Origin of the sequence: Gloeotrichia echinulata CP02 (assembly GCA_038087035.1) — a bacterium.
In the GTDB taxonomy this organism is placed as follows: domain Bacteria; phylum Cyanobacteriota; class Cyanobacteriia; order Cyanobacteriales; family Nostocaceae; genus Gloeotrichia; species Gloeotrichia echinulata.
In genome coordinates this window covers 874,075-897,571 of the sequence record CP051187.1, presented here as the reverse complement: position 1 = coordinate 897,571, position 23,497 = coordinate 874,075, and the positions used below count along the sequence as shown (strand labels likewise).

The 23,497-nt window shown below is 41.3% G+C and carries 17 protein-coding genes and 1 pseudogene; 6 read left to right on the top strand and 12 right to left on the bottom strand.

The features are described 5' to 3' along the window. The first annotated feature begins 8 nt into the window (after window positions 1–8). Both HEQ19_03950 and HEQ19_03945 read left to right on the top strand, forming a co-directional pair. Entirely contained in the window at window positions 9–974 is a 966-nt protein-coding gene (locus HEQ19_03950; GenBank protein WYL98794.1) for a MoxR family ATPase, read from the top strand. Beyond that, window positions 971–2,026: a VWA containing CoxE family protein gene (locus HEQ19_03945; GenBank protein ID WYL98793.1), complete on the top strand. Its 1,056-nt coding sequence runs from the start codon at window positions 971–973 to the stop codon at window positions 2,024–2,026. Before HEQ19_03950 ends, HEQ19_03945 begins: the two co-directional genes overlap by 4 nt. A 131-nt stretch (window positions 2,027–2,157) precedes the next feature. On the opposite strand, the gene HEQ19_30660 is transcribed toward HEQ19_03945, so the two are convergent. Beyond that, complete coding sequence (locus tag HEQ19_30660; GenBank protein WZI67104.1) at window positions 2,158–2,607, bottom strand: hypothetical protein; 450 nt, start codon at window positions 2,605–2,607, stop codon at window positions 2,158–2,160. Here HEQ19_30660 and HEQ19_03930 point away from each other — a divergent pair, their 5' ends adjacent. Continuing rightward, entirely contained in the window at window positions 2,608–4,167 is a 1,560-nt protein-coding gene (locus tag HEQ19_03930) for a formylglycine-generating enzyme family protein (protein ID WYL98792.1), read from the top strand. Between the two features lie 108 nt (window positions 4,168–4,275). On the opposite strand, the gene tnpB is transcribed toward HEQ19_03930, so the two are convergent. The 3 genes from tnpB to HEQ19_03915 form a co-directional block, all read right to left on the bottom strand. Then, window positions 4,276–5,463: an IS200/IS605 family element RNA-guided endonuclease TnpB gene (tnpB, locus tag HEQ19_03925; protein WYL98791.1), complete on the bottom strand. Its 1,188-nt coding sequence runs from the start codon at window positions 5,461–5,463 to the stop codon at window positions 4,276–4,278. Between the two features lie 375 nt (window positions 5,464–5,838). Then, complete coding sequence (locus HEQ19_03920; protein ID WYL98790.1) at window positions 5,839–6,882, bottom strand: AMIN domain-containing protein; 1,044 nt, start codon at window positions 6,880–6,882, stop codon at window positions 5,839–5,841. A gap of 25 nt (window positions 6,883–6,907) precedes the next feature. Continuing rightward, the gene (locus tag HEQ19_03915; protein ID WYL98789.1) at window positions 6,908–8,245 is read right to left on the bottom strand and encodes a transposase; all 1,338 of its coding nucleotides are present in this window, start codon (window positions 8,243–8,245) and stop codon (window positions 6,908–6,910) included. A gap of 79 nt (window positions 8,246–8,324) precedes the next feature. Here HEQ19_03915 and tnpA point away from each other — a divergent pair, with 79 nt between their 5' ends. Continuing rightward, complete coding sequence (gene tnpA / locus HEQ19_03910) at window positions 8,325–8,732, top strand: IS200/IS605 family transposase (protein ID WYL98788.1); 408 nt, start codon at window positions 8,325–8,327, stop codon at window positions 8,730–8,732. A gap of 843 nt (window positions 8,733–9,575) precedes the next feature. Here tnpA and HEQ19_03905 read toward each other — a convergent pair. The 6 genes from HEQ19_03905 to HEQ19_03880 form a co-directional block, all read right to left on the bottom strand. Beyond that, window positions 9,576–10,085 carry a hypothetical protein gene (locus HEQ19_03905; GenBank protein ID WYL98787.1) on the bottom strand — a complete coding sequence of 170 codons (510 nt, stop codon included), beginning with the start codon at window positions 10,083–10,085 and terminating at the stop codon, window positions 9,576–9,578. Window positions 10,086–10,089: 4 nt separating this feature from the next. Further along, window positions 10,090–12,279 (bottom strand): cation:proton antiporter, encoded by a 2,190-nt coding sequence (locus tag HEQ19_03900; GenBank protein WYL98786.1) that lies wholly within the window; start codon window positions 12,277–12,279, stop codon window positions 10,090–10,092. A gap of 255 nt (window positions 12,280–12,534) precedes the next feature. Further along, a complete protein-coding gene (locus tag HEQ19_03895) occupies window positions 12,535–13,824 on the bottom strand; it encodes a cation:proton antiporter (GenBank protein WYL98785.1) in 1,290 nt (429 codons plus the stop codon). Between the two features lie 355 nt (window positions 13,825–14,179). Next, complete coding sequence (locus HEQ19_03890) at window positions 14,180–14,614, bottom strand: hypothetical protein (GenBank protein WYL98784.1); 435 nt, start codon at window positions 14,612–14,614, stop codon at window positions 14,180–14,182. A 133-nt stretch (window positions 14,615–14,747) separates the two neighbouring features. After that, window positions 14,748–15,476 (bottom strand): GDSL-type esterase/lipase family protein, encoded by a 729-nt coding sequence (locus HEQ19_03885; GenBank protein WYM03242.2) that lies wholly within the window; start codon window positions 15,474–15,476, stop codon window positions 14,748–14,750. Window positions 15,477–15,890: 414 nt separating this feature from the next. Beyond that, the gene (locus HEQ19_03880) at window positions 15,891–17,849 is read right to left on the bottom strand and encodes an FHA domain-containing protein (GenBank protein ID WYL98783.1); all 1,959 of its coding nucleotides are present in this window, start codon (window positions 17,847–17,849) and stop codon (window positions 15,891–15,893) included. A 13-nt stretch (window positions 17,850–17,862) separates the two neighbouring features. Here HEQ19_03880 and HEQ19_03875 point away from each other — a divergent pair, with 13 nt between their 5' ends. Next, window positions 17,863–18,111 (top strand): hypothetical protein, encoded by a 249-nt coding sequence (locus tag HEQ19_03875; protein ID WYM03241.2) that lies wholly within the window; start codon window positions 17,863–17,865, stop codon window positions 18,109–18,111. Window positions 18,112–18,151: 40 nt separating this feature from the next. Here HEQ19_03875 and HEQ19_03870 read toward each other — a convergent pair whose 3' ends face one another. Continuing rightward, complete coding sequence (locus HEQ19_03870; protein ID WYL98782.1) at window positions 18,152–18,715, bottom strand: FHA domain-containing protein; 564 nt, start codon at window positions 18,713–18,715, stop codon at window positions 18,152–18,154. A 232-nt stretch (window positions 18,716–18,947) separates the two neighbouring features. Continuing rightward, window positions 18,948–19,229 (bottom strand): annotated as a pseudogene (locus tag HEQ19_03865) (endonuclease V). A 751-nt stretch (window positions 19,230–19,980) separates the two neighbouring features. Between HEQ19_03865 and HEQ19_03860 the strand changes: the two are divergent. Then, window positions 19,981–23,496: an SDR family NAD(P)-dependent oxidoreductase gene (locus tag HEQ19_03860; GenBank protein ID WYL98781.1), complete on the top strand. Its 3,516-nt coding sequence runs from the start codon at window positions 19,981–19,983 to the stop codon at window positions 23,494–23,496. The last annotated feature ends 1 nt before the right edge of the window (window position 23,497 follow it).

Genomic DNA, 23,497 nt, shown 5'->3' with positions numbered 1-23,497 from the left:
GAGGCATAATGAATTCTCCTAAATATATCTTCAAATGCGACCCTAAAGCACAACCGAAAAAACCTCATCCTGATTCTCCTACAGAATTAGAACCTTATATTGCGGATGAAGAATTAATCGAAGCAGTTAATTTGGCAATTTTTCTGCAAAGACCCCTATTAATTGAAGGGGAAGCGGGATGTGGTAAAACTAGATTAGCAGTTGCACTTGCTCATGAATTAGGATTACCATTTTATCGCTGGGATATTCGCTCAACTACGAAAGTTCAAGAGGGATTATATGAATATGATGCTATTTTACGTTTGCATGATGTCCAAACCCAAAACGTAACCCCATCAATTAATCCTAAAACTCGACAACCCAGAAATCCTCAAAATCCCAAAGACTACTGCGAATTAGGACCTCTAGGTAAAGCATTTCAATCCCATGACTATCCCGCAGTTTTGTTAATTGATGAAATTGATAAGGCTGATGTAGATTTCCCCAATGATTTACTTTCGATATTAGAAAAGCCTTGGAAATTCTTTATTCGAGAAACGGGAGAAGAAATCCAAGCGAATCCAGAACGACTACCAATTATTATCATTACCAGTAATAAAGAAAAAGGCAGTTTACCATCTCCATTTTTACGACGCTGTTTATATCACTATGTGCGATTTCCTAATCAACTAGAAGAGTTAGAGAAAATTGTCAATGCTCACTATGCACAAAAACAGAAAACAGATAAAATTGAAATACCTAAATCAGATTTAGTAACGACTGCCATTACTAAATTTTTAAAGATTCGAGAAGATAAAAGCCTGTTTAAACTCCCTGGAACTAGTGAATTTCTCGATTGGCTGGCTGCTTTACATCACTTTAAATCAGATCCCTATCCTGTAGACAAACTCCAGGAAGAAAAGATCATCCCTTATCGAGACTTAATCTTTAAATTGCGGCAAGACTGGCAAAATCCTAATTATGCATCATCATGAGTGACTTTAACCCCCGACCTCTCTTGAATCGCCTGTTTTACCGTTTGCGACGGGATGGGTTTTCTTTGGGAGTCAATGAATATTTAGTGGCGCTAGAAGCCATTGACGGTGGTTGGGGAACTCAAGATGCAAATGGGCTGAAAAAACTTTTGCGATCGCTATGGTGTCATTCCTTAGCACAACAGGATCATTTAGAGGTGATTTTTCGGGCTATTAGTGCAGAAGAACGGCAAAATGAAGTAAAATCACCGGAAAGTCCCTCAGAATCATCTGAATTTTCTTCCTCATCTTCAAATCCCTCCCCTTTATCTTTTGGGGAGCAAATTCCTGCTGTGGGAGAATCTTTCAACCCAGCCCCTGAATTATCCTTACTTCCCGTCAAATCCCCCATCAACTTATTAGAACAGCAGACAGAAGATAGGGATTTCCGAGCTTATTATCCCATTTCTCGACGGTATATGGTCTATAGCTGGCGGTATTTGCGGCGAATGGTAGCAGATGGTAGAGAGGATGTTTTAGATGTAACAGCGACGATTACGGAAGTCTGCAAACAAAGATTTTTCTTAGCGCCAAAATACTGTCGAAGAGAACAAAATCACGCTGATTTGCTGCTGTTACTCGACCAGGAAGGCTCTATGATTCCCTTTCACCGCTTTACGCGAGATTTGGTTGAAACCGCCCAATACGAAAGTAACATCCAGCAGTTGCGCGTGGGCTATTTCCACAACCTGCCGGCACAGTATATTTATTTAGACCCTTATTTGACAGAAAAGGTTTTATTTGAGTCAATTTTAGCAGCAGGCGACAGCAATACCAGTGTATTAATTGTCAGCGATGGGGGAGCAGCGCGGGGCGATCGCCGTTCCGAAAGATTTTCGGCTACTGCTGAAGTTTTGTGGCAAATTAAACAGCATACCAAGTTAATTGCTTGGTTGAATCCCATGCCCCCAGAACGCTGGCAAGGAACTACTGCCCAATTTATCACGAATTTAGTACCAATGTATCCCCTTGATCCGCAGGGATTAAATCAGGCGATCGCACAGATTCGTTAATTTTCAAACAACTTCTGAGTAATGAGTAATGAGTAATGAGTAATGAGTAATGAGTTAGGAGTTAGGAGTTAGGAGTTAGGAGTAATGAGTAATGAGTAATGAGTAATGAGTTAGGAGTTAGGAGTTAGGAGTTAGGAGTTAGGAGTTAGGAGTAATGAGTAATGAGTAATGAGTAATGAGTAATGAGTAATGAGTAATGAGTAATGAGTAATGAGTAATGAGTAATGAGTAATGAGTAATGAGTAATGAGTAATGAGTAATGAGTAATGAGTAATGAGTAATGAGTAATGAGTTAGGAGTAATGAGTAATGAGTAATGAGTAATGAGTAATGAGTAATGAGTAATGAGTAATGAGTAATGAGTAATGAGTAATGAGTTAGGAGTAATGAGTAATGAGTAATGAGTAATGAGTAATGAGTAATGAGTAATGAGTAATGAGTTAGGAGTAATGAGTTAGGAGTAATGAGTAATGAGTAATGAGTTAGGAGTAATGAGTAATGAGTTAGGAGTAATGAGTAATGAGTAATGAGTAATGAGTAATGAGTTAGGAGTAATGAGTAATGACAAATGACAAATGACAAATGAACCCATTATCTGATGAATTAACGCAAGAATTAGCCCAGCAGCAGATTAATCGCTTTGTAGGACGGTTTGAGCCATCCTATGAATATTTAGCTGCTCACTGCGCCTTACCCTTGGTTTTAACTCCCGAATTAGTCAATTATATCCGAGTGCAATTTTTACTTAGAGAAGAAGTTCCTTGGATAGCGGAAGCGGATTTGTTGTTGTCCCAATTGTGTCGTCCAGTCGGCTATGAATTGTACGCCATGACTCCAGCAGTACGAGCTAATTTATTGGACAAATTTCACAAAAAAGAATGGGAGCAGAAATTTGGTGCAAATCGCCTCAAATCTGTAGCACAATTGTTGATGGATTACGTAACCTATTTAATGCGAACCCATCCCAATATCCAAGCTCAATTGCAACCACAACAATGGGCTGCAATGGTTTATTTAGATGAACATCGCACTCAAGCAGAACAGGAGATTGCTAATGCTCTACAAGCCTTAGTCAACCGAGGGAAAAATGGACAGGCGGAATTAGCTAGATTACAGCGTCTCATTGAAGAATTTAGACCGCAATTAAGTCAGTATAACTCATTAAGAGAATTTGCTGTATCGCTTGGCATTTGGCTCAAAGGTGAAATTTCTGCTAATGCTAGTCAATCCCATACTGTTCATGGAGTTAAACTGCAACTTCCGCAAGAAAGTTTTCGCTTAAACCTTCAGGATTTTGAATATCAAACACCCACTGTCAACCGTCGTGGCGAAATTATCAAGCAAGACACCAAAATTGCCCAATATTACACCGAAAACCTGGGTAATAATGTCACTCTCGAAATGATCGCCATCCCCAGCGGTAAATTTATGATGGGTTCCCCAAAAACTGAAGCTGAACGTTATGATGACGAAAGCCCCCAGCACGAAGTCACAGTTAGTTCCTTCTTCATGGGTAAGTACCCTGTCACCCAAGCACAATGGCGGGTTGTAGCGGCTCTCCCGCAAGTTAAAAGGGAACTTAAACCTGACCCATCATACTTTAAAGGTGATAATTTACCAGTAGAGCAAATTTCTTGGTATGAAGCGGTAGAGTTTTGTGATAGACTATCTAAAAGTACAGGACGAAACTATCGGCTGCCTAGCGAAGCTGAGTGGGAGTACGCTTGTAGAGCAGGCACGACAACTCCGTTCTACTTTGGCGAAACTATCACAGCGGATTTAGCTAACTACTATGCTGAAGTCAGCTATGGTGATGCCCCTAAAGGTAAACCTGTAGGACAAACAACCCCTGTAGGTAGCTATCCACCCAACGCCTTCGGCTTGTATGACGTGCACGGCAATGTCTGGGAATGGTGCTATGACGACTGGCATAGCAACTACGAATTAGCTCCATCCGATGGCAGCCCGTGGTTAAATAAACAACAAAAAGATAATGAGAATGATAATCCAAAGCTGCTGCGTGGTGGCTCCTGGGGCTACTATCCTAGGAATTGTCGTTGTGCGTCTCGCCTCCACCTCGTGCTGGACTACAGGAGCCACGACAGGGGTTTTCGTGTTGTTGTTTCCCCCGCGAGGACTTAGTTCTTTACACTTTTATCCTTTATCCTCTGCGCTTTTTCTTTTTCCCTTACCCCCCGCCGAAGGCGGTCGATATTTTTTTTTAGATTTGCACGACTTTGACAACTCCCCCTACTTAAGGCGTGGGGATTCTTCCTTCACAGAAAAACGCCTTGTAAAAGCAGTGCCTTTACTTGGTCTTACTCTTTCTCCAGAAGCGGTAGCGAGATGCCCTCCCGCCAAAAGTCGTAAACCTTCATCTCTGATATTCACGGCTGCATTAATGTCCCTGTCATGTATTGTGTGACATTTAGGGCATTGCCAACTGCGAATGTCTAAACTGAGATTATCACTCTTGTGCAAGCAGTTACTACAAGTTTTGGAACTAGGGAAAAATCTGTCTACTTCGATGTAGACTTTTCCCTCCCATTCTGCCTTGTATTTCAACATAGTACAGAATTGACCCCAGCCAGCATCACTAATAGATTTAGCTAGTTTGTGGTTTTTGATCATGTTCTTAACTGCCAAATTTTCTACAACTATGACTTGGTTCTCGTCAACTAATTTACGACTTAGTTTGTGTAGAAAATCTTCTCGGCATCTGGTAATTTTTGCGTGAACTTTAGCAACTTTAATCCGCGCTTTGTTGCGATTACTAGACCCTTTCTGCTTGCGGCTAAGTTGTTTTTGTTTCTTGGCTAGTTTGACTTCATATTTCCGGTAATACTTAGGGTTGCCATGTTTAGTCCCATCGGACGTAATAACGTAATGGTTAATTCCCATGTCCACACCAATAGCTTTGCCTTCTGATGTTGAAGCAGGTTTATCATTACCATCATCGTAAAGGCAAGCAGCATGGTATTCACCAGATGGAGTTAATGAAACAGTAACAGACTTTAACTTGCCTTCAGGTAGGCGCGATACTTTACAGTAAACTTTACCTAATTTTGGCAGTGTTAATTCGTCACCATTTAGCTTGATTTCTTGTGGAAGACGAATAGATTGTTTTTGTCCTTTCTTTTTGAAATTGGGGTACTTAGCCCGTTTTTCAAAGAAATTCAAAAACGCACTAGACAAGTCCAAAGCTACTTGTTGTAAACATTGAGAGGGGGGTTCTGTTAACCATTCATGTTCTTTTTTCAATGACGGTAACAGATTAATGATGTCATTACGACTTAACCCCTTACCTGTTGCTTTATATGTTTCGCTAGTTAAGTTAAGCGCATAGTTGTAAAACCAGCGTACACATCCAAACGACTTGGCAAGCAATATCGCTTGCTCACTGGTTGGATAGATTCTGTACTTGTAGGCTTTTAACATTGTGCTTACCAAACTACATTGACTATGGTAAGCTAAAGCCGTACTAATGTAAAGTCCCCTAGAAGGGGGAGGTTTTCAACCCATTTTTTTGATAAAAAGTATCCAGGAAATGGTAGATTTTGTCAAGTAGCTGTAGGGTGGGCATTGCCCACCACATCGAGGTTTTGGTGGGCAATGCCCACCCTAAGTTTTAAAGATAAAATATTACTCCCTTCCCGGTCTAAGATTACCTATAATTTTCCTTCTTCTCTGCGAGACGCTCCGCGAATGCGCCTTTGCGCCTTTGCGTGAGCTAAAAATTATTTCCCTACGGGACGCTCCGCGAACGGTAATCTTCCAGCGGGAAGGGAGTAGTCTCATAACTAAAAACTTACGTTAATTGGGAAAAGGTTGACCAAATTCAACTACCCCAGTATTGGGGTTATTAGCCGGATAATTGGGGACTGTGGGGACGGGAAAATTAGGATTGACCGATGGAGGAAGGCTGTTAAGATTACCTGGTTGATTGGGGAAACTAGCTGGGGGAAGAATTAAATTAGGTATTTGAATCGGGTTTTTCGGCGCGAGGGGAGGTACGGTGACAAAGGGTTGCTGTAGGTTAGGATTTGTTGGCGCCAGATTGGTGGATGATGGCGGTAGGCTGAAAAATGGCTGTTGTGGGTTATTTGTTGTTGGTGGTAAGTTATTGGGCGCTTGGGGATAGTTATAGGGATTTGGCGCTAAGTTATTGGGCGCCTGGGGATAATTATAGGGATTTGGCGCTAAGTTATTGGGTGATTGCGGATAGTTAGAAATTGGCGGTAAGTTATTCGGCGACTGCGGATAATAATTAGAAGGATTTGGTGGTAAGTTATTGGGCGATTGTCGGTAAATTTCCGGTTGTGTAGAGGGACTATAACCAGATATAAATAGACTTAACACCCAGCGAGTGGGGTTTTGTCTGGATACAGGTTGGAGTTGCACTTGGTTGGGAGTGAAAAAATTTCCTGGTGCTAAATCCAGAACAATGCGCGTGACGCCTGCTTTTAATTGGGAGACGCGAATTTTTTGGATGGCTCCAGAATAGTTTTCTTGGGTGGAAACATAGCCTAATTTGGTATCTGGTAAATCGACGACAATTCGCGGTGGTTGGGAAAGGTAGAAGTAGCGGGGAGTTATACCTGTTGAGAGGGTAAATTCCAGTTGCAGAACTTCTGGGTAAAAGCGCCAATCATCTAATCTGGCTACTTGTTGGGCAAAACTGGTGGTAGTTGGCGGTGGTAAAATTGGATGATGATGATTTTGTGGCTTTTTTGTGACTGGCTTGGCTTGACTGCTACCTGCTTCTAATATTGTGACTGCGTATAAGCTCAAGACAATTATGCCAAAAAGCTGCTGGGATAATTGAAAAAATTTGTTAGTTTTTAATTTATTGTTCATTACTCACTCCTCACTCAGATATGAACTACCCACAGTTGGCTCCGCCTGAACTGTGGGTTTCTACATCCCTCAGTTCGTTATTAGCGGAGACTTCCACAGATTTTTGACGCTTCTTCGCCCCTAGTTGCTTCATGCTTCCAGCTTGCTTACGCGCCTTGGTGCATGAAGTAGAGCCAGACGACTCTGCGTCTACGAGGCTAGTTCCTAACCCCGGTAGAGTGCCTTTTGCCCAGTAAAGCATTACCTCGGCAGCAGCAATATCTCTGTCCTGACGGTATCCACAAACACCACACTCGTGAACTCTAATATCAAGTGTTTTCTTATGTTGATGACCGCACTTTGGACAGGTTTGGCTAGGCCTTACCTTCAGGGTTGGAACTTCTACAAATACACCACCAATTTGTTCTACTTTGTATTTGACAGTATCGCGTAGCATCCCAAAACCTACGTCAAGTATTGACTTATTCAAACCCGATTTTTGCTTCTTGCGCTTACCTTTTTTAGCCTTGCTGGTCATCTTCTTTACTTCTAGTTTTTCAGTTGCAATGAAGCTATTACCGCTGACTATTTCTGCTGCAACTTGATGCACCCAATTCTGTCTTTGATTAGCAACCTTGCGAGTTATCTTGCTAACCTTAGCTTGGGATTTTTTCCATCTTCTAGAAGCTTTAATTTTTTTCTTTCTATTTGGTGCGCGTTTGCGTCTCTTCTCTTTAGACGCTTTTTTTATTTTCTGTTCAGCACTCCTCAAAAACTTTGGCGCTTCAATCTGTTGATGATTTTCGCCATCAGTAATTGACAATGCTGCTTTACATCCTAAATCTATACCAATAGCACCCGTTGGTAAAATTTCTGGCTTGAGAACTTGGTCTAAAGCATCAATTGTGATTGATGCGTACCATTTACCATCTCTGTAAACAATTGTGCAAGTAGTTGGTTTACCCCAATACTTAGCTTTACCCCTCATTTGAATTCGTCCAATTTTAGACAGATTCAAATACCCATTTTCGCCATTAGATTCTACAGAATAACCAGTTTTAGCTGGATATGTCCAACCAGAATAATGGCGAATTGACTTGTATTTAGGGCGTTTACCCAATCCTAAAAACCAGCGTTGGAAAGCAAAATCAACACGTTTTAAAGTTGCTTGTAGAGCTTGTGAATTGATTTCTTTATACTCTATCCAAACTTCTTTCAACTCTGGCAAACAATTCTGTTGTTCAAAATAATCAACCTTGTGGTTGAACTTTTGATATTGAGTGAATCTGTTATAAATAGCAGCATTATACAAGTCTTTATGGAGCTTTCGGTGATACCGCAAAGACTGCTCTATCTGCTTATTTGGGTATAACCTGAAAGTCATCCGTCTTGTAGCCACTGATTTATTTGCCTCCTTTTTACATTTATTCTAAGATATTACAGTTGACCTATAGGCTTGTCAAGTGGTTCCCAGAAAAGGCTCTCATTCTGTTTTCTCTATTCGCCAACATTTTGTGTTTGTAACCAAGTACAGACGCAAAACAATAACCGCTTCAATGTTGGAACGGTTGCCAGAAATATTTGCAAATGTCTGTAGAAAAACCAAGTGCAGACTAATCGAGTTTTCAGGCGAAGTGGATCATGTTCATTTGCTAGTTGATTTCCACCCAGATAACAACTTATCCGTTCTTGTAGGTAGTCTAAAATCAGCATCAAGCAGAATTATTCAGAAAGAATTCTCAGAACATCTATCTAATTTTTATCGTCAACCTGTTTTTTGGTCTAGTTCATATTATGTCTCTTCTACTGGTGGCGCACCAATTGAAAAAATCAAGCAATATATACAATCTCAAGAATCCCCAAATGAATGAATGGCTACTCCTCATACATCCATTCCCTTATCAACCTTGCGGTCGATTTTGGTCATAGATGCAATCGTCGCAGCCCGCTATTCATCCCCACCTTGCGAGTACGCTGAAGGTGGGGACTTTCGCGCTACGTTAAAGAATGGTGCGTGACGCTACAAGTTAAGTAAGCTGGGTACAATGTTGATCGCAGTGTTACGCACCCGACGATTGTTACATTTAAGGAATGTAGGACTTACTCATTGACAAAAAACACAAAATATGGATTGCAAAAAACCAGAGATGTCGTAGGGGTTTAGCATTGCTCATTGGTGTCAACTTAACGCGAAACCCATAGCCCGACTCAGAATGAATTCTGAGTCTCATAGCAGAAGTCATCTAAAGATGACTAAATACCCCCGCGAAATCTTGAGTCTACTTCAGTAGACTTTAGCTATTAGCCTTGGAATTCATTCCAAGGTGGGTAGGTAAGCCTTGCGATCAGCTATCTGTGGCTTAAGTTGATACCACTGAGCATTGCTAAACCCCTACAACGCGGGTCTGTTTACCATCAAAGTAATAATTAATCAAAGCCTGAAACAACTTATTTTGGTAAAATCATACCATGCCAAATTTGTACAGTGCGTAAGTCCTAGAATGGTGCGTGACGCTACAGGTTAACTGACGGGGGGACAATATTTATCGCAGCGTCACGCACCCTACGATTCCTCACCGAATTTTAGATTTTAGATTTTAAATTTTGGATTGAAGATTCAAAATTTAAAATCTAAACTGGTCTGAAGCCCCCGAATTTATTCGTGGAATAAATCCAAAATCCAAAATCCAAAATTGATTCACTGCGTGGTCTATTTACTTGTGTGATTCTTGCTCTGCTTTTTGTGCTAAAGCTGTAAATTCCCAAGGTTGGGGGATGGTACTTAAGGTTAGTTGACCTGTAAGATTGCCTTTATCGACTATTTTCATTTGAATTGTGACTAAGTGAGTTGAGGTATGTGCCTGATTTGGTGTATTACAAAGCATTGAACTGTCGATATTGCCTGATAAACTCAATTGTTGATTTTTCAGCATCCCTGTGAGGGAATGCTTTTTTTCGTCGCTTGCAGATATTTTGGTGTTGAGTTTAGCTGGTAACAAAAAGGCATTGAAGTAAATACCTGATTGCTGCAGATTCAACATTAAAGGCTCTGATTGTTGACAGTTGGATGAGTTTTTAGCCAGGTTAAGACGATAGGCGCCGTTAATTACGGTAGGAGCTTTAAGATTGCTTTCTCCATAGGCAGTTACGGTTTTAAACAGGAGTAAAACTGAAGTTATAGCTATACCATAAAAAGCTAAGGATTTCAAGTTGAAATGATTCATGGTTTTAGTTCCTCATTGCTGATTCTGGACTGTTAACTTCAGGAAGTATTGAGATGAGATGAGAGGTAACTTGGCTGTAGCGACGGGTAATCAGCAATGAAGAACGACATTGGATGGCTAGTTGATCTGTGTATCTTCCTAAAGTTTGACGTTCAATACCCCAGGTGCGGCTGGTACCTGCGATAGTGAGGTCAACTGCTTCTGAGGCTGCGACTACGGCTTGGATGGGGTCTGAGGCTTGTATCGTGTTGATTTGAATGCGATCGCGTACATTGGGGGGTAATTGCCCTAATATCTTGTCAAGTTCATAACTCAATTCATCCTGGATTTCATTTTCTGATACTACCTGTAAAATCTGCAACATACAAGTATCCCGATTGATCAGCAGTCTCAAAGCTAATATCAGTGCTAAATCATCATGAATATTTGCTGAGTAAGGAACTAACAAGTTTTCTAATCGCTCTCCTCCGCGATCAATAAACACTGCTACATCCACGGGTACAGAGGTGAGAATTTGTCCAACTCTTCCACCTAAACGATTGTTACTAAAAGCTGGGCGGTGCCATCCCACGAGAATTAAATTGGGTGGCTCAATTTTGGCGATCTGTGCAGTTTCTCTGGCGACGTTGCTCGATATGCGAATGATGGGATGGACATAAGAGCGTGTTGTCGGTTCGAGTGTATTAATCAATTCTTCTAACTGCAGACGACGCTGGGCGATTAATCGGTTGGCTTCTATGGGGGTACTTTCAAAGGCGTAGTCTTCTTCAAATTCAATCAGGCTGAGGGGATTAACCACTGCGGGTTGTCGGTCATTGAGAGCTATGGCTACGGCTAATTGTACCAATCCTTTTTGCGTGCTAGGATTAGCGACGGGCACCAAAATTCGGTAAGGACGCTGGGAAGATTCCTGAGCAGAAGTAACTTCTGTATCGGTTTCTTCTGGCAAATCTGGTTCGACTACATCTAATCTGATCAGTCTTTTCGGATATGTCCATTCTAGCAGTGGTGAGGTCATAAATGTCGTTACCAATGCCATAATCACCAACATGGTAAAGAGTAAGGGCGAAATCACGCCTAACTCCAGACCAATATTTAAGACGATTAGTTCAGTCAAACCGCGAGTATTCATTAACCAACCCAGGGCTGAGGCTTCGCGTTTCTCAATACCACTGACGCGGGCTGCTACATAAGTGCCAAAATACTTACCTGAGATTGCTACTCCTAAGACTAATGCACATAATAGCCATAATTCAGGACGATTGAGTAAGCCAATTTGCGTCCGTAAGCCGCTGAAGGCGAAAAATATGGGTAAGAGGAATATCAAAACAAAATCTTCGGTTTTTTCAGCTAATTCCCGGACTAAATCTTCATCTTTGGGCATAGCTGCGCCGAGTAAGAAGGCGCCGAAAATGAGGTGAATCCCAATTAGTTCGGTAATCAAAGCCGAAGCCACGACTCCCATGTAAATTCCCGCCAGAACTAATTGGCTTAGGCGTCCGGTGCGCTGGTGGTAAGTTGCAAGCCGCTGGAGGAACCAACGCCCTGCTGTTAACATGAAGGTGATGTAGAGTAAGCTTTCGATAATTGTGGGGATTGCACCAAGGATACTACCTTCCCTAGCCACGGCGATCGCTACTGCTAACAAACACCAAGCTGTGACATCATCCACAGCTGCACAAGTCAATGCTAATGTTCCTAAACGTGTTCCTTGCAAATTATTTTCCGTAATAATTCGCGCCAATACGGGAAAAGCAGTAATCGACATCGCTGCTCCCAAAAATAGGGAAAAAGCGGTAAAAGAAACACTAGCATTAGAAACTAGAGGATAAAGCACCAGCGCTGCTAGCGCTCCTAAGGAAAACGGCACCAAAATACTCACATGAGAAGTCAAAACTGCGACTTCTAACTGGCTGCTGAGGTATTTGGGATTTAACTCTAACCCAATCAAAAACATGAAAAATATTAATCCCACCTGAGATAGAACATTGAGGAATGGTACCGCTTCAGGGGGGAATACACTAGCAGCTAGATCGGGAGCCAGTAAACCAAATAGAGATGGTCCGAGCATAATCCCGGCGACTATTTCACCAATTACGAGTGGCTGTTTAATAGACTTAAATCCCAGACCTACTAGCCGTGAAAGTCCAATAACAATCAGCACCTCAAACAAAACAAGAACAATTGTGTGCATGGTTCCCTCGAAAGTGACTATCCGGTTTTTCTAAGATGATTCTTTAAATCTCTAGAAAATGTCAACCTTTTTTGCTACACCCATGCTTCATTCACTCTAGATTGTGATGTAAATTGTTGTGACAACACAGTAATAGTAGTTAAAAATGAACTGGGATGAATTTTTAAGTTTACGGTAAACAGACTGAGTAATTTGCACTAGCCCTATGTAATTCATCTCAATTGATTAGCTACTCCATTTTATACCCAACTTTGCTTAAGTGGGGGAATTTTCATAAGTTGTGCCGCGCAACAAAAAACCAACCAGTGGTGATGCCATGAGTGTAGTTACAATGGCCATAATCACCATGATAGTAAATAAAGTTGGAGTAATTATACCTTGTTCCAAACCGATGTTGAGGATAATTAGCTCCATTAAACCGCGAGCATTCATTAAAGAGCCAATAGTTGCTGATTCTCGCCAATTTTCGCCGGCGAATTTTGCTGCTAGTGTACAAGCAATGCCTTTACCGAGAATAGCAATTACCAAAATTAAAGCTGTAATTCCCCACAAAGCTGGGGTGTTCACCAGTCCGATTTGAGTATTCAAACCGGAGAATACAAAGAAAAATGGCAATAAAAACGAAGTGGTAAAAAACTCAGTTTGTTGACGAATTTTTTCGGCGAATTCGCCACGTGGCATAGCTGCACCCAAGACAAAGGCGCCAAATATGGCATAGATACCTGTGACATCGGTAAACCAGGCACAGAACGATATAATTATCAATAATAAGGTGAGGGTTTCTCTGCTGACACCGGCATCGCGTTTTGTCAGCCGCGTAAATATTTTTAGTAAAGGTTGTCCGAGAAATATTGCCAAAATCACATAGATAATACCACCACCAATTGCTAAAATAGCAATGGTGAGAGAATTTTTAACACTAGCAAGAACAATTGCTAGTAAACACCAAGCCACAGCATCATCCATTGCAGCTGCGCCGAGGGCTAATGTACCAAAACGAGTTTTTGTCAGTCCGCGTTCGTAGATAATGCGAGCTAACATAGGAAAAGCTGTGATTGTCATTGATGCACCTAGATACAAGGCTGCAGCCCAAGAGGTGACATTTGGTTGGAAAAAAGCCCCATTTTGGTGTAAACCAAAAGATGCGATCGCACCTAAAATAAATGGTGTGATGATTCCCGCTGCAGATAGCAATCCTGCGCTTTTGATATGGTGTCTTAAGAGTTTGGTATTGAACTCTAACCCAATCAAAAACATATAAATTACTAACCCAATTTGGCTGATGGCATATAAAATTGACATGGATGGGTGAGGAATTTTTTCCCCTCCCAAAATCAAGATAGGAAGCTTAGGAAATAGCCATTGTTGCAAATCTGGTGCTATCAAGCCGAATAGTGAAGGACCGAGCATGACACCTGCGATCATTTCGCAAACAACACCGGTTTGTCCAAGATAACGTCGTCCTAGAATGGTAGCGATGCGACAAGTCGTTAAAATCACAGTGATTTGCAGAAATAGCTTAATTACCAGTTCAAAGTTTGACATTTGATTTCTTTGATTGAATCAATGGCGAGATTACAGCACCTGAGATTAAATGAACCACATTTTTATATCTCACGCATTCGCGCAGCGTCCCGTAGGGAAGGCGCAAAGGCGCAAAGGAACAAAGGAACAAAGGAACAAAGGAACAAAGGAACAAAAGAACAAAGAAGTACAGATATCAGTGTGTGGTCTAAATATATGAAAACTGCTGTAAGTAAGTAGGCAGAAATAAACCAAACTATGTTAAGAAAAGTAAACAAGCCTGAAACTCTTACCAATGACCAATGACAAAGGACAAATGACGACCCTCGACCGTACGGTTTATTTGCGCCGACCTACTTAAGTTCTGAGTGATTTGTTATAGCCATTCGCCACCCCGGAAACGCCAACGGGGAAAGATAATTCTCATGAGGCTTTGGGATGTAATAAAAACTGCTAGCCACACAAGGCTATAGTGCAATAAGAAAACTTGAGGTGGTAAAAGGTCTTTGGGTACAGGTATTGGTAAAAAACCAAAAAGTTTTACGCCACAGAAAACAAATATTAATTCCCAAATACCAGCACCTAGTTGAAAAGCTGCTGGCCAGTCTCTGTCCCAGCGATATTTTTGGAGTTTGTCATAAACGAAATCCCAGCCTAAGCCAAAGATGGCGACATAGCCAAGTATCCAGAAATAAACGGAGTTAGGATTAGAAGCAATTAGACCGGTTGCAAAGGGTAAGGATACTAATACGCCTACAGTTGCAAGTAATAATAATCGAGTTTGCCAGCGACCTAATAAAGTTGGAGTCATAACAAAGAGATTATAATTAGGAGTTGGGAGTGGTTCGGGGCGCAAGGCGTTGTGTGGGCGCAAGGCCTTGTGTGGGCGTAAGGCCTTGTGTGGGCGCAAGGCCTTGCGCCCCTACGTTGGTCTGGGGTTCAAATCAATGAATTTTGTTGTAATCCCTTATTTGTGGAGCATGATATTTAGCTAGGGGTTCCCAGTTAATTACATCTGCTAATAAGGCTTGATAGCCTAGTGTGTTAGGATGAAGACCATCTTGGCTGATATGTTTGTGCCTCCAAGTTTCACCCCGCGCCATCCATTGCTGGAAAATATCGAGATAGGGAATTTGTCTTTGGCTACAAGCAATGCATGTAGCTTCTTTGTAGCGGTGCTGGTCGGTATGATTGAAGTAGAAGCAATCGAGGAATGGCATTTTGGCTTCATCAACTGGTACCATACCTACAAATAGTACGGGACAGAGTTGCTGTGCTTGGTCTAGTAATGCGGCAATTTCTGATTCAAATAAAGTAAAGTCGGTGTGATTTCGACCATTGGGACGAGCTAGCCTGGCGGAATCATTTACCCCGACTGACAAAATAATCAAGTCGGGAACACGATTTCGCAGTTCACCCCGATGACGAAATTCTACTTCTAGTCTTTGTGCTACTTGTTGTGTGCGATCGCCTCGCACTCCCAAATTATAAAGTATGTGACCGGCGCTATTTGGTAACATCCAAGAACGCCGCAGTTGTTCAACCCAGCCTCCTGTTTCGGGATCGCCGAATCCATAAATTAAGCTATCCCCCAGCGCGATAATCTTCAAAGGCTGACATTGGTTTGGTGCTAAAGACAGCTGCATTGAGGAAGGAGGTAGAAATGTTTGCATTTAAAAGACTATATTTTATATTTTGACAAGTTTCTATACATTTCTATACCATTAATCGCTATCTTTTGACTCTCGCTTGTTAGTTGTCAGTCAATACAGTTCAGTTAACGAAAATTGTCGTAGGGGCACGGCACGAATAAAATTGTCATTAGAAGAAAAGATTTTGGATGTTCCCTACACTGTATACCATTGGAGTCTAACATCCTTGTATTGAGTTATCAGTTGTTTTTACACGAATCTAGGGGTGGGGTTGATAACTAGTTGTGGTTCTATCTGCGAGGACGATTGATGGGTAGGGGCGCAAGGCCTTGCGCCCCTACAGATCATCAAACGACTCCAAAAACCCTGATTTGACGGTGCGATGAGGGGTTAAACCTACCATTTGCCAGTGGTATCCTTCTAGAGGTGGGAGTGTCACGAAGGGGATTGATTGAATACCCACTTCAACCATTGTCCTATGGAACTGAGGGTATTTAAACGATGTACTCCAGTAGCACGGGCGCTGACGAGTCCATCGACGGCGACTAATGCAGCATACTGTAAACCGAGGAAACTATCGACGGCTGCATAGGGACCACCCAGGGTAATTGCCCCTGCGGCATAGATTTGACCTTTGCCGTTACGCATTTCTACTAACTCAAAGTTATTGGCTACTACGAGCCGTCCCAGGTGATTTAGCGGCAGGTTATAATGTTTCACCAAATCTTCTAGTAGGGGACTGGCATTGACTTTGGCATCTAAACCAGTAGCATCAACAATAAAATCAGCTGCCAGTTTCATTTCCCCAAAGCCTGTTTCTTGGATATGGGTAATGGTGCGATTTTGGGCATCCCGTTCTACACGCAGCACTTCGCCGAAGGTAATTTGATACCAGCCTTCTTTTAAACCTTGTTCAGTAATTTGCTGCCAGTCTTGACGGTCGGCGGTGGTGGTACCGCCCCAGTCTGCGAGTAAGCTTTTACGTTCATCGGGAGTAGCTTTTTCTAACATTACCCGAAGTTCACCACCCCAACAAGCTTTGGGCCAGTTAAAGGGTTGAAATTCGTAATGATTTTTGACGAGACGGGTGGCTTTTTGGAATGTGTTGCCTTGGGGTTTAGGCGATCGCATTAAATGCAATACTGTAATATTACGATTTTTCTTTCTAGCTTCAAAAATTCGCTGCACAATCCGCGAAGCCACAATTCCCCGTCCGCGAATTAATACAGTACCACCAAGTCTTTCTAACTGTTCATAAACATGATCATGTGCTTCATAAGCATTGACAACAGACTTAAAATCTTGATATTTTTCTCTATAAGCTTGCAAATCTGGCAAAAACTGAATGGCTGGATACCCAGTAGATAAATGTAAATAACGTGTAACGACAAAAGCATAATCCCCACGTCCGCGAGAATAAGCTACACAATATCTACCATCATCAGTTTTGCGAATAGCCCTAACTCGCCCATAGCGATAAATTTGCTCCCAGCCAATGCGCTTGGCTTCGCGATCTATAGAATCAAAGACATTACTGGCACGGGGTGTATAAGTTTCTGCTAAGGTAGGTTCAGCAAACACCTGCCATAAATACTTGAATGCGGTGTTCAGCTTACCTGTGGTGAAATCATGCCAAAATTCCCGTAAAGCATAACTAGGCCAGCCCCAAATATTATCAGGACAGGAGTCAGAATTAGATCGTAGTCTTTCATATAAAGGAATTTGGGAATTTAGACACAGACGCTTATAACGAGCATAGGGTTCTGGTTCTAATCCCAAAGCCAAAATTTTATCAGCACGGACACCGCTAATTCGTAGCAAATCAGTCCAAATAAAACTACCTAGTCCAGCCCCAATCGCGAGATAATCACGTTCATCTACTGGTAAACCTGTAGCATGAAGGGCTTGGACGGCGACCTGTTGCGCCCCAAAGGCTGGCGGTGGGAAATTGCTCCCCAAGGGTGTTACAGGTCGGGCGGCTGGGATGCTGGGGTCTGGTAAGTTGGTATTCGGGTTAAAATGAATTGCGGAAATGGGATTAGGCGATGGTGCTGGTGTGTTGACACCAAATGTCACCGTCATCATATAAGGCCCAATTTGCAACGTATCGCCATTAGCCAGAACACTGCGCGTTTGACGTTGACCGTTGACAGATATACCATTAACACTGCCTTGGTCAATCACTACCACCTGATTTTGTTCCCAGTCAATGAGGGCATGGTAGCGAGAAACTTCGTTACTATTCAACACCTTGCGCGAAACACGTTGTCCCCCTACTTCCGCCGGTAAGCGGGCGAATTCTCGACCAAAGGCGATAGGTAAACTATACCTTGGTTCTTGCCGTTCTCCCGTAGCGGGGTCATCCCAACTCAATTGAATTTGTAGGTTTGTCATTGGTCATTTGTTATTGGTTATTGGTTATTGGTTATTTGTCATTTGTCATTGGTCATTAGTTATTGGTCATTGGTCATTAGTTATTGGTCATTGGTCATTGGTCATTGGTCATTGGTCATTTGTTATTGGTTATTGGTTATTGGTCATTTGTTATTGGTTATTGGTCATTTGTTATTGGTTATTGGTTATTGGTCATTTGTTATTGGTTATTGGTTATTGGTCATTAGTCATTAGTTATTGGTCATTGGTCATTGGTCATTAGAAAATAAACAAATGACAAATGACAACTGACAACTGACAATCTAATTATTCGGTGCTACCAACACACTTACTGCTGCGGCTAAAGATGTACCACACCAGGGACAGCCAATTTGCAGGTTTTGTGGTGGAGAGACTTTATGACATTTGGGACACTCTAAGCCATAAACTCCTGGTGAGGATGGCTGGGTTTTCGGTAAATGGTGGTGATGTGGTGGTTGTATTGGCGGTGTATGTGGTTGTGGTGGTTCTAAAATTGTTGGCGGAATGGTGTTAATCAATACACTAGTAACTTTGAGTTCCATTTGTCCCAAATAAATAGTGCTATCGTCGCTTAAAGGAGCTTCGCCTTGAGGGAGTTTTTGTTGATCTATGACAGGGGGATTTTGATCCCCGCGCAGGTTTCTGATATAAAAGCGTTGCTGCTGGGGGTGAAAAAATATTTCTACGTGCAGACCGGATACAGTAGGATTACTCAGAACAATGTCGCACAGTCGTGGATCTCGACCGATGCGGACTGTTCCCGGATTTTTGCTTGGTTGTTGATCGGAAATTTGCTGTGTTTTATCTTGACCTGCATCGTGCCACTGTAAAGTTAGTGCGTTCATATATTTTTACTGACCGTAACTTTTATTGAGTTACTACAACTCCTTACTGTGGGATTACTAACATGATTGGGCAGGAGCAAGCAAGTATTGAGAAAAAACTTCTCAAAAAAATAATCAGCTTACTTACAGCAGATTGCAAGTTGGTGAGGTACAGATAATTGTAGGGGCGCAAGGCCTTGCGCCCCTACCGGCGTACCTCATTTACCTGAAATATGCTGTATATGAGATATTTTTATTTGTGAGTCGCTGATCTTGCAGATGCTAATTTATCAGCAATGCGGGTAGTTTCGGGTAGTCGATATTTTGGTGTGCAGCGTAGTACGTAGTCAATTGCTGTAGGTAAACTGATGCGATGACCACTGGAGACGTACAGAGGTTTTACTCCTGTGCGCGATCGCAAAACTGCTCCAATGGTTTCACCATGATGTATCAATGGTTGCCAGCTACCTTTTGTTTCTGGTAATTTCTCATGCTCACCAATAAATAAGGATTTTGCTACACCGATGGTTGGTATTACCTATAATTCTTTCCTTATTACTTATTTAGCGGTTGGAGAAATCTGCTCCTCTGTCAATACTGCGTAGGTTTTGGAAATCAAGTATGCTGAAATCCTTGAAATATCGTTGTCTATGATGCCAAAAAATAGCTTAACCAAGCAGTATTAAATGCTCTATAGGAAGGAAAAAATTAGCTAAAAATGTATATTTTTGATGTTGTAAATATTTGTTTCTCTTGTATGATTACTTAGGCAAAGCTAATATATCTTCGTAGGGGCGTAAGTCCTTGCGCCCCAAAAGCGTCGTCTATTTACCTGAAAATGGCTGTATTTGTCAAACTTTTTGAACAAAAATGTTTCGCGCAGTCCCCACCTAAAAATACTATAAAAATATCTACATTTTAGGTGGGGTAAGCGAAACCAGTATAAAACGCGCAGCAACAATTATTCTTTCATGCTATAATTCTGATAATTAGTTTTTGCGGTACTGTAAAAGCTTTACAGCCGGAGACATAGACCAATTTCACTAATTGTTTATAACGAGTAAAAAGTCATTATATTAATAATACTTTTTACTAGGGTGTTCGTAAGCGAAAGTTCTAACGACACACTGAGAACGCCAGTAACCCTGGTAACGCTCAAGAAGTATTACAGCTTCTTAGCGCACGAATCCCCATCTATAATCTTTGATTTAGATGGGGTGCGTTCAACATCATGGGTATTGAAGAAATACTCAAAAATAACTTTGCAAACAAAACAATCATTAATAATGAATAATACTGAACAGCTATTTATCAATAATCAACTTATTTTTGATTCAGACCACAAAGCCTGGTATTGGCAAAAAAATAGCACCTATCAAATTTTGGAATTAGCAATATTGTCTGCTCCTTTGGTGGAAGATTGTTATGTAATGGAACGAGATGGTAGGCTAGTGGCTTATGTAGTTCCTGTTGGTAAATGGAGGTTGCAGCAGCTACATAAACATTTACAATCTCAATTACCAGATCATCTTTTGCCCTCAGTTTATGTGCCTATTACTACATTACCCATGACTGCAAAAGGTGATGTCGATGAAGAAACTTTAAATCAAATACCAGTAATTGATAGCGCTTTAGTGCAACGCTGGGAGGAGCAACTCAAGTCAAAATCAGAAATAGAACAGGTAGCGGTGGTAGCGCAAAGCCAAGTGGAGAATATTCCGCCTCTACATCTTCAGGACTTGCTACCGGCGAAGACAATGATAACGGCTAAGAATGCTAATCAGGGAAATATCTCCTCTTTAGATAGCTGTCTATCGACAGCAGAAGATATAGCACAAACCACTCAGAGAAAACTTGCGATCAGCAGCGGTAAACTTGTGCAATGGGAAGATTCTGTCCCAACAACTTTGGTAGAGGTTTTGCAACTTACCGCCCAAAAACTATTAACTAAAGGAATAACTTATATTCGTGCGGATGGTTCAGAATTTTGGCAATCTTATAGGGATTTACTCGAAAATGCTCAAAAAATTCTGACACTTTTGCGACAACAAGGACTTAAACCCCAAGACAAGGTAATTTTTCAGTTATCAAACAATTGTGATATTATTTCGGCTTTTTGGGGTTGTATATTAGGTGGATTTATTCCTGTGATTATTACACCGCCATCTAGCTATGAAGATGGTAATAAGGAAACAGAAAAAATTTGTCATATTTGGCAATTTTTAGAACAGCCGTTAATTCTGACTAATGCAGCACTGCAAGAGGATATAAAATCTTTAGCGCCCAGGTTAAAAAGTCAAGTATTGAAAGTGTGTGTAATTGAAGAAATCAGCACCTGCTCACCAGATTTAGATTATCACCAAAGTCAAACCGATGACATTGCTTTTTTCAGTTTGACATCTGGTAGCACAGGTATCCCAAAATGTATTGCTTTAACTCATAAAAATCTGCTCTCGCGTGCTAGAGGAACCAACATACTCTGCCAAAATAGTCAAGAAGATAGAATTCTCAATTGGCTACCATTTGACCATATTGGTAGTATTTCTGATTGGCATATCCGCTGTGTTGATTTGGGATGTCAGTTGGTGTATGTACAAACAGAATATATCTTAAGTCGTCCTCTCAATTGGCTAGATTTAATTGATCAGTATCGCATCACCCATAGTTGGGCACCTAACTTTGCCTACAATCTGATCAATGATGCTCTTAAACAAGAGTCATTACAGCAATGGAATTTAGATTGTGTGCAAACTTTCTTGACAGCCGGGGAAGCAGTATCTAATCAAGCAGTGGTGGAGTTTGTTGAGCATCTTCATAGTAAATACAGCTTGAAAAAAACTGTGCTGCGTCCAGCTTTTGGGATGGCGGAAATGGGGTCAGGAATTACTTATTTTCAACCTACTGAAACACAACCGCTGCTATTTCACTATATAGAAAAAAATTCTTTAAAGGGGAAGCTGAAACGAGGTAAAGCCCATGATTCCAATTGTACGACTTTTACAGATTTAGGTGAGGTAATTCCTGGTGTTTCTATCCGCATAGTGGATGCTGAAAATTCACCTTTACCAGAAGATACAATTGGTCGGTTACAAGTTAAGGGTGATGCTGTTTCTTTGGGATATTACAAAAATCCTGCGGCTAATCAAGAGGCATTTTTAGAGTCTGGTTGGTTTGATACTGGGGATTTGGGATTTATTAGTGATGGACACTTGGTAATTACAGGGAGAGCCAAGGAAACTATTATTATCAATGGAGTTAATTATTATAGTCATGAAATAGAAGTAGCAACTGAAGTAATTGCTGGGGTTGAGGTATCTTATACAGCAGCTTGTGCTGTGCGATCGCCTAGTAGTAATACAGATAAATTAGCCATATTTTTTCACACCAAATTAACTGATGATGGTTTGGTTAATCTCCTCAAGCAAATTCGCACTCAGGTAGTGAGTCAGGTGGGGATTAATCCAGACTATTTATTACCCGTAGAAAAAGAAATTATTCCGAAAACAGCAATCGGAAAAATTCAACGTACTCAACTGAGTAAACGCTTTGAGGCGGGTGAATTTACACCGATTCTCAAACAAGTTGATGTGCTATTAGGTAATGCTAATACGATTCCGGCTTGGTTTTATCGTCAAATTTGGCAACCGCGAAAGCCAGTGACTTTCCGCTCTGTTGTAGATACCACTATAGTATTTCTAGATGACTTAGGGTTAGGCGAGTTTATTTGTCAGCAACTCCAACAGCATCAACTTGCTTATGTGCAGGTTGCATCGGGTTCCGAGTTTCAACAAATTACTAGCAATAGCTATATTATTAATCCGCAAATAGCCGAGCATTATCATTTATTGCTGGCGTCATTAGCAGCAAATCACCTGAAGATTGGGCAAATTTTACACCTGTGGACTTATGACCAATATTTAGGTGAAGTATCCAGTTTAGAAGCTTTGCAGTCAGCGCAAATTAAAGGAATATACAGCCTATTGTTCCTAGTCCAAGCTCTAGTAAAAGTTCACAATTCGGAAAAATCTCTGCAATTAGTCTTTGCTTCTAGTCATATCCAATCTATTTTAGCCACTGACCAAATCGCCTATGCAAAATCCCCTGTTTTGGGACTACTAAAAACTATTGCTCAAGAAATCCCCTGGTTAAACTGTCGCCACATTGATTTACCTATTGATCAAGTTGAAGTAAATAGCGCTCATCTTCTCCAAGAACTGTGGGTTTATTCCCAAGAAAGAGAAATTAGCTACAGAAATCAACAGCGTTTCATTAAGCGTCTACAAACAGTCAACTTTGCTGATGAACCTCAGCAAGACATACCCTTCAAATACCAGGGGATTTATCTTCTCAGTGGCGGACTTGGGGGTGTAGGAATGCAGGTAGCTCGTTATCTGTTGCAAAATTATCAAGCTAGGCTAATTTTAGTCGGAAGAACTCCTTTAGATGCTAACTTACAACGCCTACAAGCTTATCAAGAACTCCACAAGTTAGGGGGAGAAGTAATTTACGCGACTGTTGATATTTGTGATTTAGATCAATTACAAACAACTGTCAACCAAGTAACATCTCAATGGAAAAAAGATTTAGACGGGATAATTCATTTAGCAGGAGTTTTTCACGAACGGCTAGTAGTAGAAGAAACTCTAGAAAGTTTGTCAGTAGTGTTCCGTCCTAAGATTTTGGGGACTTGGACACTACATCAACTTCTCAAAAACAATCCTGATAGCATTTTTATCAGCTTTTCTTCTGTAGCCAGTTTCTTCGGTGGTGCGGCCTATCGGTGCTTATACATCTGCAAATAGT

Coding starts and splice junctions, on each gene's coding strand:
- HEQ19_03950 (WYL98794.1), top strand. CDS start 9: ATGAATTCTCCTAAATATATCTTCAAATGCGACCCTAAAGCACAACCG.
- HEQ19_03945 (WYL98793.1), top strand. CDS start 971: ATGAGTGACTTTAACCCCCGACCTCTCTTGAATCGCCTGTTTTACCGT.
- HEQ19_03930 (WYL98792.1), top strand. CDS start 2,608: ATGAACCCATTATCTGATGAATTAACGCAAGAATTAGCCCAGCAGCAG.
- tnpB (WYL98791.1), bottom strand. CDS start 5,463: ATGTTAAAAGCCTACAAGTACAGAATCTATCCAACCAGTGAGCAAGCG.
- HEQ19_03920 (WYL98790.1), bottom strand. CDS start 6,882: ATGAACAATAAATTAAAAACTAACAAATTTTTTCAATTATCCCAGCAG.
- HEQ19_03915 (WYL98789.1), bottom strand. CDS start 8,245: ATGACTTTCAGGTTATACCCAAATAAGCAGATAGAGCAGTCTTTGCGG.
- HEQ19_03905 (WYL98787.1), bottom strand. CDS start 10,085: ATGAATCATTTCAACTTGAAATCCTTAGCTTTTTATGGTATAGCTATA.
- HEQ19_03900 (WYL98786.1), bottom strand. CDS start 12,279: ATGCACACAATTGTTCTTGTTTTGTTTGAGGTGCTGATTGTTATTGGA.
- HEQ19_03895 (WYL98785.1), bottom strand. CDS start 13,824: ATGTCAAACTTTGAACTGGTAATTAAGCTATTTCTGCAAATCACTGTG.
- HEQ19_03890 (WYL98784.1), bottom strand. CDS start 14,614: ATGACTCCAACTTTATTAGGTCGCTGGCAAACTCGATTATTATTACTT.
- HEQ19_03885 (WYM03242.2), bottom strand. CDS start 15,476: ATGCAAACATTTCTACCTCCTTCCTCAATGCAGCTGTCTTTAGCACCA.
- HEQ19_03880 (WYL98783.1), bottom strand. CDS start 17,849: ATGACAAACCTACAAATTCAATTGAGTTGGGATGACCCCGCTACGGGA.
- HEQ19_03870 (WYL98782.1), bottom strand. CDS start 18,715: ATGAACGCACTAACTTTACAGTGGCACGATGCAGGTCAAGATAAAACA.
- HEQ19_03860 (WYL98781.1), top strand. CDS start 19,981: ATGAATAATACTGAACAGCTATTTATCAATAATCAACTTATTTTTGAT.